Consider the following 17,321-nt stretch of genomic DNA (forward strand, 5'->3'; position numbering starts at 1 on the left):
CCACGCCAACACATTCTCATCCTGATTGTCGCGCAGCCAGAATACCTGCGGCGTCACCATTACACAGCAATCCAAAACGACTGGTGGCTTCAGCTTGATTGTCGCGCGACACCCACTCGCCCGCGTCAATCAACGCCGCGCGTCAATCAATAAACGCTTGCCAGCGTCAATCAACATCGGCATCATCATTTCTGCCGCGACATTCTCAACTTGATTGTCGCGCGTCTCTCATCCGGATTGTCGCGCCACAAGTTGACCACCTTTGCCAACAGTAACGCCGCTGCGTCCTGAACTTCGCTTGCCTCGGTGTGAGGTCTCTCGGACCCCATCGGTTTTCTGGTGTCGCTGTTGTATTCCACAGTTTCGCTCCCGTGGACGACGGTACTCCGAGCACACTCGCTGATCCGCACGGCTCGATGCCGCTCGGCTAAAGCATATCCATACGTATACCGAACTGGATAATTCCGCGAACGCATTTACCCGAGAGGCTGTTTACATTTGAAGAAATGTGTTTAACCGGCACTGGCCGCCTTGCCCGTTGCGGCACCGCCTTGAGTCGCGAGTGATGGAGCGCTCTGCGTGTTTTGCGCAAACGCGCTAGCGCTCGTAGCTATGAAGAGGACGCTTAACAGGGTTGCGACGTGCTTCATGGCTGTCTCCATATTTTGGTCAGCAATCTTCATCCGAGCATCGATCGTGCCTCATCAGGACCGACACCTCCTGTCGTAGCTACCGCGTGAGCCGATCAAATTGGAACGCTAGGCAATCCAGGGCTCGGGGTGACGACAGGTGTGAACTCCTTTCCAGCGGTGCTTCCCCGCGGGTCCACCTCGCAGCGCGTGATCCTTCGGGCAAGAGGCGATTGGACATGCGAACAGGCCTACCGTGCGCAAGGGGAGGCCATTACGCTTGCGTAAAGGAGAGCATCTTCCTCGCGTCGCTGGGCTGCAGTGTCATTGCATTGTCATCCCAGTCGACGGCGCCGTCCTGAATTTCGCCCGTCGTCGTTAAGGCGGGCTTTCTTTTTGCGGGCTTTCTTTGATCCGGCGAAAAACATGAACATGCGTTTCGAAGATACAAGACGGACGCTCGCGAGGGTCACAGCAAACGTTCAGGCAGCCAATTTCGGCATTCGGCAGCAGGCAGGCGTCGCCGGCGTTGGTGCTAGGTTGCCTCTCGTTCGTTCCAACGATTGACGCGCAGTTCTCGTCTCGGATGCCCCGCGGCAGCAAGCTCTCACGTTTGTTCCTTGAGATTCACGTGTTTTCACCTGTCTTCTCGAGTATCTCTCAGTTCGCGTTCCCATTTTTCCCATACGCCATCGTCGCCGTTTTGGCCGTTCAAATAAACGACGAGTGCCCCGCCGAGGAGCACAAGGACCACCGTCATTTCTATCATTTCGGCACCGTCGAGTAATTGGCTCGTTCTTTCGCGCGGGCTGCGCGAGAAGGGAGCCGAGGGCGGACATTTGTCCCACGGAGGATGAAGCAAACCGTAGTCCAACTGATCGAGACAAATCGGCGCGGGCAACTTTCTGCCTCCCGCTACCGTTGGCTCGCACTGCTCCACACCGGCATGAACGCGACGCACGTGGGCGCGGATGGCGGCCCTATCCCTCGCTCGTCAGCGTAGTAGCGCGCCGCAGGCTCCAGCATGCGCCGACGCTCCGCCCTCGCATAATCGACCTCGTTTGCAGCGACACAGTAAGATCTAAGCCGTGCCAAGGCAGCAATGAGGTCGACGAGCAAGCGGACAGCGTTTTTGAATGCATGCGACGCTATGCCCCTGAATCAGCCGTATCCCCGGCTCCGTGATAAGACGCTAACCTATTTGAACCTCGATCCTTCGTGGCTTCGCCTCTTCGCGACGCGGAATCGTTAGCTTGAGGACGCCGTCTATGAGAAGGGCCTCGATCTTTGCTGTATCGAAATCGTCGCTCACAGAGAACCGACGAGAAAAATAAGGTAAACGGACTTCGGCGTGGGATAGCCAGAAGGTCCTGGGGGACCGGAACCGTCGCTTCACCCTCGATCGTCAGAGCACCATCGTGGACTTTAATTTCCAGGCGCTCCCGTGACACGCCCGGAAGATCCGCCCAAAGCGTAATCGCATGGGCGTTTTCAACAATATCAACCGGCGGCGTTACCGCCGCACGACGGACGGCATCCACCTCGCGGTGGTCCGCGGAGTCACGACGCTGATTTGCAACTTGCGTGTTCTCGCTCATGATGCACCTCATTTACTGAACCAGAACGGCACGGGGCTTGGACTTTTCGCGTTTGCCGACCGAGATGAGCAGGCAGCCGTCGACATAACGCGCGTTTACCTTGTCGGGATCAGCCTGTTGCGGCAATTCGATGACTCGCCTGAACGCACCGCTAAACCGTTCGCGCGCGTATTGCCGTATCCCGCCTTGGGACGAGGGTGTCCCTGTACCGGTGGCTTTGGTTGCTTGTTCGCGACCGTCAAGCAGGTCGCGGCGACCCGCAATCGAAAGCATCCCTTTGTCGACCGTGATGTCCAGTTGCGAGGGATCAAGCCCGTGCGAATGCGACGATCTCGATGGAGTCGTCGGTCGAACCAATGTTAATGCGGGGAAAGGTGCCGATGCTGGTCGACCGTAGGCTCGACGGCAGACCGTCGAACAGTCCCGAGAACTGCCGCTGCATGCGCTCGAGGTCGGCAAAAAATCTGTTTCGAAGTAGACGTCACTCATGATCGAATCTCCTCTCGCGGGAGGAGGCGAACGGGCTTACGCGCTCCAGTCTCGCCTGCCTGCTCGCGACAAACAAGTTGAAACACGCGGCGCCACTGAAATCCAGCGATCGCTGCCTGAGCGAAATTCGAGATAGTGGTCGCCGAAAATTTTTCAAGAGCGCTGCGCGCGATTTTTTTGTCTTGAAACTCTCACGTTTGCCCTTATGTCTGACGCCGGAAAGTTACCGGAGATGGCTAGGTGGACTTTGATACTGATTGGCGCACGCTCGGCAAACATCGCGTTTGCCTGCGCTCGTTAAAAGGATTTTCGACTGAGGCAATGTATCAACTCGCTGATGTCGCTCGTCTGGGGGTCGATAACAACATGAGCGCCAGAGCCCGGATTGTGGAGATTGCGGCGAGGCGAGAGAAAACCTACGACATCAGCGTTGGCTCGACGTTGCCGGAAGACCGCATATGCGCGTCTCAGCTCGAGGCAGCCATCGCGACCGTGATGGGGCTTCTGCCTCGGCAGGTGAACATCTTTGCGCAACTCGTGGCGCAGGAAGAAGTCGATCTTCACTTCGGACTCTACGAGCGCATGCTTGCCGAGAAGCTTGGTACAACGCCACCCTTGCAATAATTCGCTCGGAAGCGCAGTCCCGCCGCGCGGGACACTTCGTCGGAGCATATGGCGCTCGCCCTTCGCTGGCGCTGTTCGCTTATGCCGTTGCGGCGCGTAGCACTTGTTTATGCGTCACGCGAGTTCTTCGTCCTCTCCCACGGCCTCGATGAACTCGATATTGTTCTCGACGATTTCAACGCGGATCTCTTCCGGGTCGTCCTCGATTTCCAGATGATTGGGTGGCGACGCAACGAGTCGGAAATCAAAACCCAGGGCGCTCAAGTAGGCGACGTATTCGCCCTCTTCGTCTTCGCGCATCACATCGTCGTCCAACATCGAACGTTTTTCGATGTCGAAGTCCTTGGCCGTCACAACGAAGCGTTCTTCTTGTTGCGTGTCTATTTCGACGACCACTACTTCGGCGGGAGTTATGGTCGGATCTAATGGAATGGACGCCCCCACCCGAAACGGCATCGATGTGCCAAAGTGGAAGTGTTAAAGCAACCACCTGAACGAGGGGAGCGCCCACCATGAAGATTACGACAATTGGCATCGATCTGGCGAAGACTGTTTTTGCCGTGCATGGCGTGAATGAGCATGGCAGAGCCGTACTGAAGAAGATACTGAAACGCGATCAGGTTACGACGTTCTTCGCAAACCTGTCGCCCTGTCTGATCGGGATGGAGGCCTGTGGGAGCGCGCACTACTGAGCTCGCAAACTCGAGACCATGGGGCATGCCGTGCGACTGATCGCACCGCAATTCGTCAAGCCTTACGTGAAGACGAACAAGAACGACGCGGCCGACGCCGAGGCGATCTGCGAAGCCGTCGCGCGGCCGAATATGCGCTTCGTGCCGGTCAAGAACATTGAGCAGCAGTCGGTGCTGTCGCTACATCGTGTCCGGCAAGGCTTCGTGCGGGCACGTACTGCGCAAGCCAACCAGATACGCGGTCTGCTTAGTGAGTTCGGACTGGTTGTCCCGCAAGGGATCTCCCACATTGCCCGACGGGTACCCGAGTTGCTCGAAGATGCGACCAACGAGTTGACGGGATCGTTCCGGCTGCTGATTCAGCGCCTGATGGAACACCTTAAAGAACTCGACTGTCAGGTCCGGGAGCTGGAGGTGCAGATTCAAACGTGGCACCGCGAGAACGAAGCCAGTTGCAAGCTCGCGAAGGTGCCCGGCATCGGGCCGATTACCGCGAGTGCATTGATTGCCTCGATCGGCGACGCAAAGAGTTTTTCAAACGGGCGTCAGCTCGCGGCATGGCTTGGTCTGGTGCCCCGGCAGAACTCCAGCGGCGGCAAGACCGTGCTACTCGGTATCAGTAAAAGAGGCGACACCTATTTGAGAACGTTGCTGATTCACGGCGCGCGTTCAGTAATTCAGGCTGCCAGTCGCAAGGAGCAGAAAGAGGATTGGTTGCAGCGCCTGTTACAGCGGCGAAACCCGAATGTCGCAGCCGTGGCACTCGCAAACAAAAATGCACGGATCGTATGGGCACTCCTGGCCCGCAGTCGCGAGTTCGAGAGCGATTACGCGGCGGCAAAAATGGCAGTTTAACCTCAGCAATACCCGCATCGAATAACGAACAGCAGGAGACTTCAGCCGATTGCCTGGGCAATCATTACGTGATGGCAGAACAGGTTAGACCGTGGTCCGGAAAGTCTGAAAACACCGGTGTGCGCGACAGCACGCAAATCTGATGAGACCCCGACCAGCAAATTCCATCAGGGACCGCCGGCTTGCGCCGGACAGCGAAGTCCGGATGCATGGCTGCAATCTTAACCTTCACACCGTCGCAGATGAGAGCTTGGCAAACCGGGGGCGTCCATGCATGGTGTTTGGCTGAGGCAGGGATTTGAAGGCGGTGGCGGTTTAGCTGAGAATGTTGCTTGTCCAGAGTAACAACCAGCCAAACCGGAATCCACCACCAATGAAGAAGGTTACAGAAGAAACGAGCGCGGGTAAATCGGAAGCACGGCCCAGCGGCCTTGACGATTTGATTCAACAAGGCGCCCGGCAGATCATCCAGCAAGCGATCGAGGCGGAGTTGACGACATTGCTCGAATGCTACGACAACGTGAAGACTCTCGATGGAAGACGGGCCGTGATTCGCAAATGGCTACCTGCCTGAGCGCGAGGTTGTGACCGCGATTGGCCCGGTCACCGTGAAGGTGCCGAAGGTCCGCGATCGCTCGGGCTCGGGCGTGAAGTTCAATTCGAACATCGTGCCGCCCTACATTCGGAAGTCGCCCCGCGTGTCGGCGGCATTGCCCTGGCTGTATCTACGTGGCGTGTCGACCGGCGACATGGGCGAGGCGCTGAGCGTGCTGTTGGGCGAAGAGGCCAAAGGTCTTTCGCCCAATGTGGTCAGCCGTCTAAAGGCTCAGTGGGCCGACGAGCACACTTTGTGGAATCAGCGTGATCTGTCAAACGCGCGGTGGGTCTATTGGTGGGCCGATGGCATCCACACGGGGCTGCGCAGCGACGATTCGGACGGCCAATGCTTGTTGGTCATCATCGGCGTCAAGCCTGATGGAACGAAAGAACGCGTGTCGATCGGCGATGGTTTCCGCGAGTCGAAGGACGCTTGGTGCGAGCTCTTGCTGGATCTGAAGGCACGAGGCCTGCAAAGCGGTCCGCTGCTCGCGGCCGGCGATGGGGCAATGGGTCTGTGGGCGGCATTGGCTGAAGTGTTTCCAAAGACCCGGCACCAGCGCTGCTGGTTCCATAAGACTGGAAACATTCTCAGCGCCTTGCCTAAATCCCAGCATGGTCGGGCCAAAGCTGGCCTGCAGGAGATCTGGCAAGCCGCCACACGCGAGGAAGCCCTCGCGGCCTTCAACCGCTTTATTGACGCTTATGCGGCCAAGTATCCGAAGGCGACGGAGAAACTCGTAAAAGACAGTGATGAGTTGCTTGCCTTCTATGACTTTCCTGCCGAACACTGGCAGCACTTGCGAACGACCAATCCCATTGAGTCGACCTTTGCCACCGTTCGGCATCGAACAACTCGCACGCGCAATTGCGTTTCGCGTCCGACCTTCCTTGGCCTCGCATTCAAGCTGATTGAGTCGGCGGAAAAATCGTGGCGGCGCATTCGTGCGCCCGAAAAAGTCGCCTCCCTGCTCGAAGGAGTTCCTTTCAAAGACGGGCTACCGGTGACTGACAGCACACCGGCTCAGCAACCGCTTGCCGCCTGATCAGACCAAACTCTCCAAACACCACATTTGACTTTATCTCCTTCGGCGGTACCAGAAAGTTCGAGCATGATGTTCTCCGTTGAGGCCTGATGCTTCGGACCCTCCCGATGAATGGTAGTTCGCAGGGACTCGGTGACGAGGGCGTGCTCGCGGCGTGGTGTTTGGCGGCCACGAATCCTCGTGCGTTGCCCCAAAGGGAAAGCAGCGTCGACGCCCAGCGCCAAGTCTGTGTGCCAGGCCATCAAGATTCAAGACAATCAATGTCTGCGACGACCACTGCGGTCCCCAAGGATTGCGCTGCTTCGATCGCCCCTGCATATGCATGCGCACGTCGTCCGCGAAACGCAGTTCGGCGAGCGGTAACGATGTGATAATTTCACCTTCCGTCAGATGCGCAATCTCGCAGAGACCCAGTGGACTCAGTTGCCGGAAGAATGCGAATTTGAGCATCGGGCCACAACTCACGCGCCTAGGCTAATGCCTCTTGCTCGCTGCTTACCGCGGTAACGTGTTTTCCTTCCTTGCTCGGAATTTGGATCTGCCACCTCCCGCCCGCGCAGGGGCCGACGATGATTTCGGCGTCGTCGGCGCGTTCGGGCGTCGCACTTCGACTGCCTCCTTTGACAGTGACAACGTGCGCCTTTTCAGAATTTAGTCGGCGGGGGCTGCTCCGAGAAGGGGACTTCTACGGACCACAAACTCCACGACTGCGAAACCTAAGTGCCAGGCCGGTCCATGCTCCGGTGGCGAAAAGTTACCCAATTCGCCATGAACGTCACGATCACAGCACACCAAGCGGCGAGCAACGGCGACCCGGATCTGCATCCCCGAAGAGCGGTCTCTGAGCCCTCTGGAAGCGATTGCGCTTCACGTACACGTTGATACGACGGATCTGCGCCTGAACAAGCCGCGCTACGTGAGGCGCGCAGGGCGCGGCCAGTTTTTCGCTCCATTGTTAGGCGTCGACTTCGCACGATACCGTGGCCTTGCCGTCCGCGACCACGACCACGACCTTCGATGCGAACGTCGCCTGCGGCAATCTGGCCAGCGCTGCAAGCATCCGGCCGGTCTGAATTGAATCGTCGTCGATGGCCTGCTTGCCGAGAATGACAAGTTTGGGCTTCTGTTGATCGACCAGCGCCTTCAGGATCTGCGCCACTGCCAGGGGTCGCCCAGCTTCGAAGCTGGGGCCACCGATCGAGCGAAGGGATTGCCGCGCTCGCCAGTTTCTCGAAGCTTGCCTTCCGCTCGAGCGCTCGTGCCTAAATAAACTGCGGAAGCCACTCTGGCTATCCTGTGGGTTAAAGTGCCGGCGTTCCAACCGCCTGCGATGGTTTTCGTAATAATGATAGGTACGTGCCGACAGGCTCGCCATGGGCACGTTTATTGCTCAACACATAACCCTTGACGCGCGACGCGCCGTTACAGAGCTTATATAAATCCAGCAAATGAGCGACATTGACCCAGCACCGGCCGCCTTCAGCTCTGTGTGGCTCCGGCTATGGGCCGAATCCACCCAGGACTACTCTATCTTCGCCCTCTCACCCGAGGGCATTGTCTTGACGTGGAACCCCGGCGGCGAGCGCATCCACGGTTACCGGCCCCGCGAGATTATCGGGCAGCCATATTCTGTTTTCTTTCCGGAGACGGAGCGCGCCGCGGCTGCACCGGAGGCGGCGCTGCGGGCCGCGACCGGGACCGGTCGCTCCGTCATGGAAGGCTGGCGCCTGCGTAAGGACGGCACCCCGTTCTGGGCGAACGTCGTCACGACGGCACTGCGCGACAGCCGGCGCCAACTCCTTGGTTTCGGCACGGTGATCGCCGACGTGAGTGACAAGAAAGCCGCCCACGACGCGGTGCTCAAAAGTGAACGGAGCTTCCGCCTGCTGGTCCAGGGTGTCACCGACTATGCCGTTTTCATGCTTTCGCCGGACGGGCACGTCACGAGCTGGAACTCAGGCGCGCGGCGGATCAAGGGGTACACCGAGGGCGAGATCATCGGTTCGCACTTTTCCCGGTTTTACACCCCCGACGATGTCGCAGCGGGTGTCCCTTTCCGGGGACTCGAGACAGCCAGACGCGAGGGACGTTTTGAGGCTGAAGGCTGGCGCGTACGGCGCGACGGTAGCCGATTTTTCGCGCACGTCATCATCGACGCCATCTACGAGGATGGCCAGGTCGTCGGGTTTGCGAAAGTCACCCGCGATATCACCGAGCGACGGCGAGCAGCCGAGCTACTTGAGCAAACGCAAAGCGAACTGTTCCAGGCGCAAAAGATGGAAGCGCTGGGCAAACTGACGGGCGGCGTGGCGCACGACTTTAACAATGTTCTGCAGGTGCTGCGGGGCAATCTCGAACTGCTCGAAAGCAGGCATGGCCGCGACCACTGGAGCGCCGAGCGGCTTGGTAATGCGATTGACGCCGTCGACCGCGGCGCCAAGCTTGCATCACAGCTGCTTGCCTTCGGTCGCCAGCAACCCCTCGCTCCGGTCGTTATTAATCCTGCGCGTCAGCTACGGTCGCTCGACGACTTGCTGCGGCGGGCGCTGGGAGAGGCCATTGAGATCGAGTCCGTGGTGGCGGGTGGGCTGTGGAATACGATCGTCGATCCGCATCAGCTCGAAAACGTGATCCTCAATCTCGCGATCAATGCCCGCGATGCAATGCCCGGTGGCGGCAAGCTCACTCTTGAACTATCGAATGCGACGCTCGACGACCAATACGTGTCGTCAATCCCTGACGTCGCCGCCGGCCAGTATGTGATGCTCGCTGTCACCGACACCGGAACCGGCATGAGCCAGGACGTGATGGCGCGCGCTTTTGATCCATTTTTTAGCACGAAGCCTGAGGGCCGAGGTACGGGGCTCGGCCTCAGCATGGCCTACGGCTTCGTCAAGCAGAGCGGCGGGCATATCCGCCTCTACAGCGAGATCGGCGAAGGAACGACTGTCAGGATCTATCTGCCGCGTTCGGCCGGCGCGGCAGTTGAAACTAGAACGGCCACGCCCGGTAGCCTGAGGCACGGCAACGAGACGATTCTCGTCGTGGAGGACGATCTGAGAGTCCAGTCGACCGTCGTCGAACTCCTCTCTGGCCTCGGTTATGCGGTGCTCAAGGCCAACGACGCCGAGCAGGCGTTGGCCGTGGTCGCAAGCGGCGTGCACATCGATCTGCTGTTCACGGACGTGGTGATGCCCGGCCTGCTGCGCAGTTCCGAAATGGCCCGTCGCGCAGTCGAGATGCTGCCGGGGCTGAAGGTTCTGTTCACCTCGGGCTACACACAGAACGCCATCGTGCATGGCGGCCGACTGGATCCGGGCGTCGAACTGCTGAGCAAGCCATACAGCCGCCAGCAGCTCGCCGACAAGGTGCGGCAGGTGCTTGGCACCAGCGACGTCGAAGCGAGCGAAGCGTCTGCGGGGAACACGTGTGCTGGCGACGGACTCGGGCCAACTGGAGAGGAGGACGGCCTGCGCATCCTGGTCGTGGAAGACGACGCCGCGTCGCTCGACGCAACCTGCGAACTGCTGATGCTGATCGGGATGCGGCCGCACCGCGCAGCAAGCGCGGCGCAGGCGCTGAACGCGCTCGACGGGAACGACTTCGACATCCTGTTCACTGACGTCGTCATGCCAGATATGTCGGGCACCGAACTGGCACGACGCGCGTTTGCAACCCGTCCGGAGCTCCGGATCATTTTTGCCTCAGGAAACGCTGTACCGGACGACGAGAGCTTCGGATACGAATGGGCGGCGCTGCGCAAGCCCTTCACACTTGATCAGTTGCGCATGGCGCTGCAGCCGGTCAGCAGACCGGCAGGCGAGCCGTCCCGCCGGTGATGGCCAGTCCACGACGACCGACGGCACGAGCAGAAGTACACGTTCGCAATAGCACGACATGGCTAAAGTTGCCGTGCATCAATGCACGAGCGCCACGACTGGCGCGGCGAACTGGCCGCGGCGGTGACACCTTGTACGCGTGACCTTCGACCCGCCATAGGCGGTCAGATTTCGTTTAGGCGACGTGGCAGGTGCAGGCGGCAGCGCTGCCAGTAGCCGGTCCAGTCCGGCCGCCTGTCAGCGTCGGGAGACGGCGAAGCCGGCCGGAGAACGAATCATCGTTATCGGCCAGGTAGCGAACGACTGCGCGCGCCCCATGGACCTGAAGCGCGCCGGCACGGGCGCAGGCTTGGGGCTTGGCCTGTTCATCGCCAAACAAATCATCGGCTCTCACAACGGAGCTGTAACGGTGAAGTCAGCCAATGGAAGGACGGTGTTTGACGTCGTTTTACCGAGAAACGCCAATGCCCAACAGCGGTCGAGCGCCTGCCAACTCAGTAGTCCGCTTCACCTACCGCTACCTTTCGCCTCGCCGTCGCAGACGAGCCGCTACCGCAGTGGCTTCACCGGCCATAACCAGGGCGTTCAAGGTCATGCTTGACGACGTTATGGACCCACTGATGCTGATCGCTTCGGCGCTGCCCACTATAATTCCGGACTTTCCAGGTCGCCGCGAACGATTTCGTCGCCGCGCTGATGCGCAGCGCGAATCGCGTCGGCTTTGGTTTCGAACGGGCCGATTTGCGCCGCGCCTTCAAACGGATACAGTAGCCTGCCGTCGGTCTTCCTCACGACCTTCAAGGTGCCGTAGTAGCCGCTTGTACTGGCGCCCCGATAAGACGCATAAATCTCGAAGTCATCTCCAGTCGCGCCGCGGGTTGGCACCACGATTTTCGTCGGAAACAGAACGAGTTTCGGACGCTTCCCATTAACATGTCCCATACGTTCCCAAGTGGCCCATTGATCAGGGGTTGGCTTTAACCGCAACGACCGGGATGCGCGTCGCCGGTTCGCTCGAGGACGGCTTCTGAAGCAGTGCCGCTATGCGCGAACGTGTAGTGCGCTCCCGAACGGAAAGCGAGTGAACGCAACGACGGCTCGTTCGCCCTCGCCCTCTTTTCCTATTTCTGACCCGCGGCTGTCTGATCATCCTCTGCCCTGGCGCTTCCCATGATGAATTCTCGCAGGGACCCTTCGAGCCTGTGCAATTTTTCGGATAACGCGCGCTCCGATTGCGCGCGCGCTTCATCGCCTTGTCTTTCGGCTGCACGAGCGCGGCTGGCGGCGAGCGCCGCGCGTTCCTCTACTCGACGCACCGACGTCCACAGCGCGTCTTCAAGATCCGCCTTTTGCGCGGCGTCCAGCGAAGCTTCAGTGAAAGCGTGTCCGGTATGGCATCGGTACCGAAGGGGCGCGGTATCGCCTACTTCCCAAACGATGCCCCCGCAGTCCGGACAGGTGAGTGTGCTGCGCTTGCCCAACTGATCGAGCAGTGCCGGCGAAGAGATACCAGTGAGCGCGATCTGCGCTTCGATCTCGATCGGTCGCTTATCGGCACCCATGGGACCTCCTTTTATGGGTTGATGAACCGCATCCACGATGGCCTGCGCAAGCCTGTCAAGGCACGCCACCGTAGCGGCGGGGACCGCGCGAAGCGCGGAGACCGGCATTGACTGGGCGACGCTGTCTTGCGGCGCTTGTACGATGACACGACCGCCACAGGCGTTGACTGCGGCAGCGCCCGCCGCCCCGTCGTCAAGGTCCCCGGTCAAGACCACTGCGACGGCGCGAGCGCCATACTCGACGGCCACTGAGCGGAATAACGGGTCAATGGCGGGACGCGCGAAGTTTTCTTTCGGGCCAGCGCTCAGCCGTATTCGTCCATCATGAACCAGCATATGCCGATCGGAGGGTGCGACATAAATCCGCGCCGGTTCGAGCGGAATGTTGTCTATCGCATGGGCAACCGGCAAACAGCAAACCGGCGCCAGTAGCTCAGGCAGCAGACTGCGATGCGCGCCAATATGCATGACGATCAGGACTGGAGCGGTAAAATCCGTCGCCAGTGACGACAGCAGCGTGCGAAGTGCGTCGAGACCGCCCAGCGACGTACCGACCGCGACGATCCGATTCTCGATAGGCTGATCGTGACGCACTGCGTACCTCCAGGCTGTGGCTGCGGCGGGCCGCGTCGCTGCCCTTGATTCTTCATTGCAGTTCCGGAGTCCGGACCGCATGGCCTAGACGAGCAAGCAGCGAACCTGGGAATGGTGCTTGCGCCAGCATCCCAGCCGACGAAGACCACCTGAACCGACATGAAAAGCGGAACTTGGACCGGAATCTGGACCGATAGGAAAGCGTCCCCGCACCGTCCGCTACGCATTCTGGTCGTCGACGATGACGCGCTTGGCGCTGAAGCCGTGGCGCTTGCGCTCTCCTTCGTGGGTCATGAAACCCGCTTCGCATTTGATGGAGACTCCGCCTTTGAACGCATCGCATCGTGGACGCCGCACATCGCCGTGCTGGACATCAATATGCCGTCGCCCGATGGTTTCCAGCTCGCCGCGCGTTTGCGTGCGCTCGATGGCGCCGGTGAGGCCCTCCTCATCGCGTTCACTTCGATGGACGAACAAGCCGTCCAGCCTCTGGGCGTCGCGGCAGGCTTCGACGCCTTCTGTCAGAAAGGTGCAGGAACCGGGCCTTTACTGGATATCATTGCACGGCTTGCTGCGCTTAATGGGGGCATTGCCACGTCTTGTGTGCGTGGCGCTTTAACGTGAGATAACCGGCTTGAACCTTTATCGGACGCGCGGCAGTCGGTCGGAGGAAATAGGCTACTGGTATGACCCCAAAACAACAACGCAAACCTGCGGGCCCCGACTTTGCGGTGGTCGGAATTGGCGCCTCCGCTGGCGGTGTCGAAGCGCTGTTGCGGCTTTTCGAAACCGCCCCACCGGCGCCGGGCATCGCCTTCGTGGTGGTCCTGCATCTGTCGCCCGATCATACGAGCCACGCGCACGAGGTCATTCAAAACGTGACCCCCTTGCGCGTGCGGCAAGTCAGTACCCCGGTGCCGCTCGAAAAAGATAACGTCTACGTCATTCCGCCTGGCAAGCTCCTATCGATGGTGGATGGACACCTGTGCCTGAGCGACCCGGAACCGCCGCGGCTGCCGCCCACAAGCATCGACGTGTTTTTTCGCAGCCTGGCCGACGCTCATGGTGCGCGCGCTGTCGCTGTCGTCTTGTCCGGTTCGGGCGCAGACGGCTCAGTAGGTATTGCGCGCGTCCGCGAACAGGGTGGCATCACCATCGCTCAACGTCCGGAAGAAGCGCAGTACGGCGAAATGCCGAGCAACGCGATTGCAACCGGCGACGTTGATCTGATATTGCCGGTGGCGCAGATTATTCCCAGGCTTTTGGAACTAGTCACAAGCGCGGCGAGAATCGCCTTGCCCGCGCCGTCGGATCCCGATGAAGAGATCGGCAGCATCGAATCGCTCATTCCCGATGCCCATGCAATTGACGAGGTGCTCGACACACTACGTGCGCGGACCCGTCACGATTTCTCCAATTACAAGCGCGGCACGATCGTGCGACGCATCGAGCGCCGCATGCAGGTCAATGCGCTGACGTCGGTGGCTGCGTACAAGAACTTTCTGACTGAGAACGCGCACGAGACGCCGAAACTCCTGGCGGACATGCTGATCGGCGTCACGAACTTCTTTCGCGATCCCGAAGCGTTTGATGCGCTCGAGAAAGCCTTGCCGGCGGAACTCATACAAAGCCTCAAAGACCGTGACGAAGTGCGTGCGTGGGTGCCGGCCTGCGCAACAGGGGAAGAGGCTTTTTCGATCGCGATGCTGCTGGACGAAGCAGTACGTCGATTGCCCCATCGGCCGAGGATAACGGTCTACGCCAGCGACATCGATGAACGCGCGATCGCCATCGCACGGGCGGCCAGCTATCCTTCGGCCATTTCGAATGACCTGTCGCCTGCCCGTCTGACGCAGTATTTCACCCAGGAGGGGAACCGATACCGACTGGTGAAATCGCTGCGCGACACCGTGATCTTTGCTGCCCATAATCTGCTGCGCGATCCACCCTTCTCGCGCATCGATCTGATTTCCTGCCGCAACGTCCTGATCTACTTCGACCGCCGCGCCCAGAGACGCGTCTTCGAAGCGTTCCATTTCTCGTTGCGTCCCGACGGTCTGCTTTTTCTCGGCTCGGCCGAATCGGCTGACTTCGCCCACGAGCTCTTTGCGCCGGTGGATAAGTACAAGAAGATCTACCGAGTGGTGCCAAACGCCGCAACTAATCCCTTGCCGACCTACGTCAACATTCAGCAGCACCCGCACGATGGCGGCGGTCAAGCGTTCTTTACTTCGCCAATCAGCAGCCAACCGATCGTTGTCGAAGCGCCCCACCCGGCACGATCGCTCGACCTGTTTGGGCCACCAGTCATTGTGGTACGCACCGACGGCACCATCGTCCATCGTTCGGCCAATGCCCATAGGCTGACCGAGGACGTGCGGCGTGCCCGTGCCCTCAATCTCTTCGACATCACCCGTGAAGACGCCCATCCTCGCATCCGGCAAGCGATGCAGCGCTGTACCACGACCGGGCGACGCCAGGACGAACAGGCGCTGCCTTTCTCGACCGCATCAGGCGAGATTGCGGTGGATCTGTCTTTCTGGCCCTACCACGACCCCGTACGGGACGAGGATCTGATCTCCCTCACATGTGACCCTTTGACGCCACTTCCAGCGACCGATCCCGCGGCGAGCGGCGAGCCTGCCGACGAGACGCTGGACTCGCTTAGGCATGCATTGGCGGGAAGCGAGGGCCGCGTGCGCAACACCTTGCACGACGCGCAGAAATCGGCCGAGGAGCTCAGAGCATCGAACGAAGAGCTGCAGGCCATGAACGAGGAATTGCGCTCGGCAACCGAGGAATTAGAAGCGAGTCGCGAGGAATTGCAGTCGCTTAACGAGGAACTGGTCACGGTGAACTCGGAGCTCCTGACGAAGGTCCAGGAGGCCGCCCGCGTGAGCGATGATCTTAAAAACCTCATCGCCTTGGTCGGCGTGGCGACGGTGTTCGTCGACCGTACGCTCAACATAAACCGGTACACGTCTCCGGCCGACACGCTTTTCAACATCCTGCCCAGTGACACCGGTCGACCGCTTCAGCATCTGACGCACAAACTGGATTATCCGGACATGATCGACGATCTGCGCGCCGCGTTCGAGACGCTCAAGAAGATCGAAAAGGAAGTGCGGAGCAAGGACGGTCGCACCTTCCTCGCCCGGGTCCTCCCGTATCGCACGGACGATGATCGTATCGATGGGGCCGTGCTCGCACTGATCGACATTTCAGAACAGAAAGCCGCTCAAAACCAGGCGCGCGCGAGCGCAGAGAGGCTCAAGCTCGCTGCACAGGAGACGCATGATGTCGCCATTGCTGTCCTCGACGACGATGGCGTAGTGGTCAGCTGGAACGCAGGCGCGAGTCGCATTTTCGGTTACAAGGCCGAAGAGATGCTGGGCGCCCCCCTCGACGCCATTTTTACGTCCGACGATCTCGCGGCTGGCGTACCGGCGCGAGAGCGCGACAAAGCCCGCCATAACGGCCGTGCCGAAGACGAGCGCTGGCATGCGACCAAAAGCGGTGAGCGCGTCTTTTGCAGCGGCTTGCTGAGTCGCATCGATGTGCCCGGGTTTTCGGGCTTTGCCAAGATCGTTCACGATGCGACGAGACGCAAGCTGGTACAGGGAAAGCGAGACCTTGTGCTGGCGCGGCAGCGCGCCGACTACACCGAGATTCGAAAATCGAGCCGGTTGAAAGATGAGTTCATCGCGGTGCTGTCTCATGAACTGAAAAACCCGCTCAATCTCATTCATATGAAAGCGGAGATCCTCGCTCGTCTTCCGGAAGCGCGACACATCAGCCGTGTTCGCGAAGTCGCCGATGCGATACAGAAGTCAGTGCTCGGGCAAGCGCAGATCATCGATGACCTGCTCGATTTTTCGCGAATTCAGACAGGCAAGCTTTCTCTACGCTTCGCACCCACGGATCTGACGAACGTCGTTCGGTCGATCTCAGAGGCGGTACGCGACGATTTCGCCGCAAACAAGATCGAGCTACAGGTGCACATTCCGTCGACACCGGTCGTTATCGAGGCCGATGCCATACGCATGGAACAGATCGTCTGGAATCTGCTCAGCAATGCATTGAAGTTCACGCCGCCGGGCGGAACAGTCACCATCCGGTTGCAGCACCAAGCGAATCAGGTGTGTCTGGAGGTGGCCGACACGGGCGTTGGCATCGCCCCCAATCTGCTTGAGTCGATCTTTGATATCTTCCAGCAAGCCCCCAACGTGCCTCCGCGTGCGCGAGCTGTCGGATTGGGCATCGGTCTATCTCTGGTGCGCCAACTGGCTCACCTGCACGGCGGAAAGGCCGAGGCATTTTCCGAAGGCGAGGGTCGAGGCGCTCGCTTCGTCGTCTTGCTTCCGGCCGAGACCTCGTTCGTTCATCGGCAAGCCGGTGACAAGCCGGCAAACCTTTCGATCTTCGCGGGGGCCCGCGTGCTGCTGGTCGAGGATTCCGAAGAGTCGTTGCAGGCGATGGCAGAGCTGTTTTCCCTGTACGACGCACGGGTTACGGCTTCGCCGAGCGCAGCCGAGGCGTTACGCGCGGCGCAGGCGTCCGAGTTCGACGTTATCGTCACCGATCTGAATTTGCCGGATATGGACGGCTATCAACTTGTCGCGCGACTGCGGCAACTGCAAACTTGCGCCGGTGTTCCGATAGTAGCGGTGAGTGGCCGACCAGTAATGCAAGAGGAGGCGCTTGCGCATGAGGCCGGCTGCGACGCCTGCCTTTCGAAGCCATTCAATCTCCAGGCGCTGGCTGACGTTATCCAAAGGCTACGACCGGAGGGTTGA

Annotated in this window: 9 protein-coding genes and 4 pseudogenes; 7 read left to right on the plus strand and 6 right to left on the minus strand. The window is 59.8% G+C overall.

Annotation, left to right across the window (positions count from 1 at the left end; all coding sequences use genetic code 11):
* Positions 1–1,821 precede the first annotated feature (1,821 nt).
* Both ACEN42_RS38770 and ACEN42_RS38775 read right to left on the minus strand, forming a co-directional pair.
* Positions 1,822–2,227, minus strand: a pseudogene (locus tag ACEN42_RS38770) (Hsp20/alpha crystallin family protein).
* 12 nt (positions 2,228–2,239) lie between these two features.
* A complete protein-coding gene (locus ACEN42_RS38775) occupies positions 2,240–2,716 on the minus strand; it encodes an Hsp20/alpha crystallin family protein (RefSeq protein WP_371884391.1) in 477 nt (158 codons plus the stop codon).
* A 240-nt stretch (positions 2,717–2,956) separates the two neighbouring features.
* Here ACEN42_RS38775 and ACEN42_RS38780 point away from each other — a divergent pair, with 240 nt between their 5' ends.
* Entirely contained in the window at positions 2,957–3,340 is a 384-nt protein-coding gene (locus ACEN42_RS38780; protein ID WP_371884392.1) for a hypothetical protein, read from the plus strand.
* A 114-nt stretch (positions 3,341–3,454) separates the two neighbouring features.
* Here the strand turns inward: ACEN42_RS38780 and ACEN42_RS38785 are convergent, their stop codons facing one another.
* Positions 3,455–3,796, minus strand: coding sequence for a hypothetical protein (locus tag ACEN42_RS38785; RefSeq protein ID WP_371884393.1), 342 nt, complete (start codon positions 3,794–3,796; stop codon positions 3,455–3,457).
* A 56-nt stretch (positions 3,797–3,852) separates the two neighbouring features.
* Here ACEN42_RS38785 and ACEN42_RS38790 point away from each other — a divergent pair.
* A pseudogene (locus ACEN42_RS38790) lies at positions 3,853–4,887 on the plus strand (IS110 family transposase).
* 373 nt (positions 4,888–5,260) lie between these two features.
* Positions 5,261–6,530: pseudogene (locus tag ACEN42_RS38795) on the plus strand (IS256 family transposase).
* A gap of 961 nt (positions 6,531–7,491) precedes the next feature.
* On the opposite strand, the pseudogene ACEN42_RS38800 reads toward ACEN42_RS38795, so the two are convergent.
* Positions 7,492–7,698: pseudogene (locus ACEN42_RS38800) on the minus strand (electron transfer flavoprotein subunit beta/FixA family protein); the annotation flags it as partial.
* A 280-nt stretch (positions 7,699–7,978) separates the two neighbouring features.
* Here ACEN42_RS38800 and ACEN42_RS38805 point away from each other — a divergent pair.
* Positions 7,979–10,369, plus strand: coding sequence for a PAS domain S-box protein (locus ACEN42_RS38805; RefSeq protein ID WP_371884394.1), 2,391 nt, complete (start codon positions 7,979–7,981; stop codon positions 10,367–10,369).
* A 316-nt stretch (positions 10,370–10,685) separates the two neighbouring features.
* Positions 10,686–10,970 (plus strand): hypothetical protein, encoded by a 285-nt coding sequence (locus ACEN42_RS38810; protein ID WP_371884395.1) that lies wholly within the window; start codon positions 10,686–10,688, stop codon positions 10,968–10,970.
* 44 nt (positions 10,971–11,014) lie between these two features.
* On the opposite strand, the gene ACEN42_RS38815 is transcribed toward ACEN42_RS38810, so the two are convergent.
* Both ACEN42_RS38815 and ACEN42_RS38820 read right to left on the minus strand, forming a co-directional pair.
* Complete coding sequence (locus tag ACEN42_RS38815; protein WP_371884396.1) at positions 11,015–11,254, minus strand: DUF6723 family protein; 240 nt, start codon at positions 11,252–11,254, stop codon at positions 11,015–11,017.
* 236 nt (positions 11,255–11,490) lie between these two features.
* Positions 11,491–12,525: a chemotaxis protein CheB gene (locus ACEN42_RS38820; RefSeq protein ID WP_371884397.1), complete on the minus strand. Its 1,035-nt coding sequence runs from the start codon at positions 12,523–12,525 to the stop codon at positions 11,491–11,493.
* Positions 12,526–12,684: 159 nt separating this feature from the next.
* On the opposite strand from ACEN42_RS38820, the gene ACEN42_RS38825 reads away from it, so the two are divergent.
* Both ACEN42_RS38825 and ACEN42_RS38830 read left to right on the plus strand, forming a co-directional pair.
* Positions 12,685–13,149: a response regulator gene (locus ACEN42_RS38825; RefSeq protein ID WP_371884398.1), complete on the plus strand. Its 465-nt coding sequence runs from the start codon at positions 12,685–12,687 to the stop codon at positions 13,147–13,149.
* Positions 13,150–13,211: 62 nt separating this feature from the next.
* Positions 13,212–17,321 (plus strand): CheR family methyltransferase, encoded by a 4,110-nt coding sequence (locus ACEN42_RS38830; protein WP_371884399.1) that lies wholly within the window; start codon positions 13,212–13,214, stop codon positions 17,319–17,321.

This window comes from Caballeronia sp. S22, from assembly GCF_964261745.1.
GTDB lineage: Bacteria > Pseudomonadota > Gammaproteobacteria > Burkholderiales > Burkholderiaceae > Caballeronia > Caballeronia jiangsuensis.

Coding starts and splice junctions, on each gene's coding strand:
- ACEN42_RS38785 (WP_371884393.1), bottom strand. CDS start 3,796: ATGCCGTTTCGGGTGGGGGCGTCCATTCCATTAGATCCGACCATAACT.
- ACEN42_RS38830 (WP_371884399.1), top strand. CDS start 13,212: ATGACCCCAAAACAACAACGCAAACCTGCGGGCCCCGACTTTGCGGTG.
- ACEN42_RS38775 (WP_371884391.1), bottom strand. CDS start 2,716: ATGAGTGACGTCTACTTCGAAACAGATTTTTTGCCGACCTCGAGCGCA.
- ACEN42_RS38825 (WP_371884398.1), top strand. CDS start 12,685: ATGAAAAGCGGAACTTGGACCGGAATCTGGACCGATAGGAAAGCGTCC.
- ACEN42_RS38805 (WP_371884394.1), top strand. CDS start 7,979: ATGAGCGACATTGACCCAGCACCGGCCGCCTTCAGCTCTGTGTGGCTC.
- ACEN42_RS38810 (WP_371884395.1), top strand. CDS start 10,686: ATGGACCTGAAGCGCGCCGGCACGGGCGCAGGCTTGGGGCTTGGCCTG.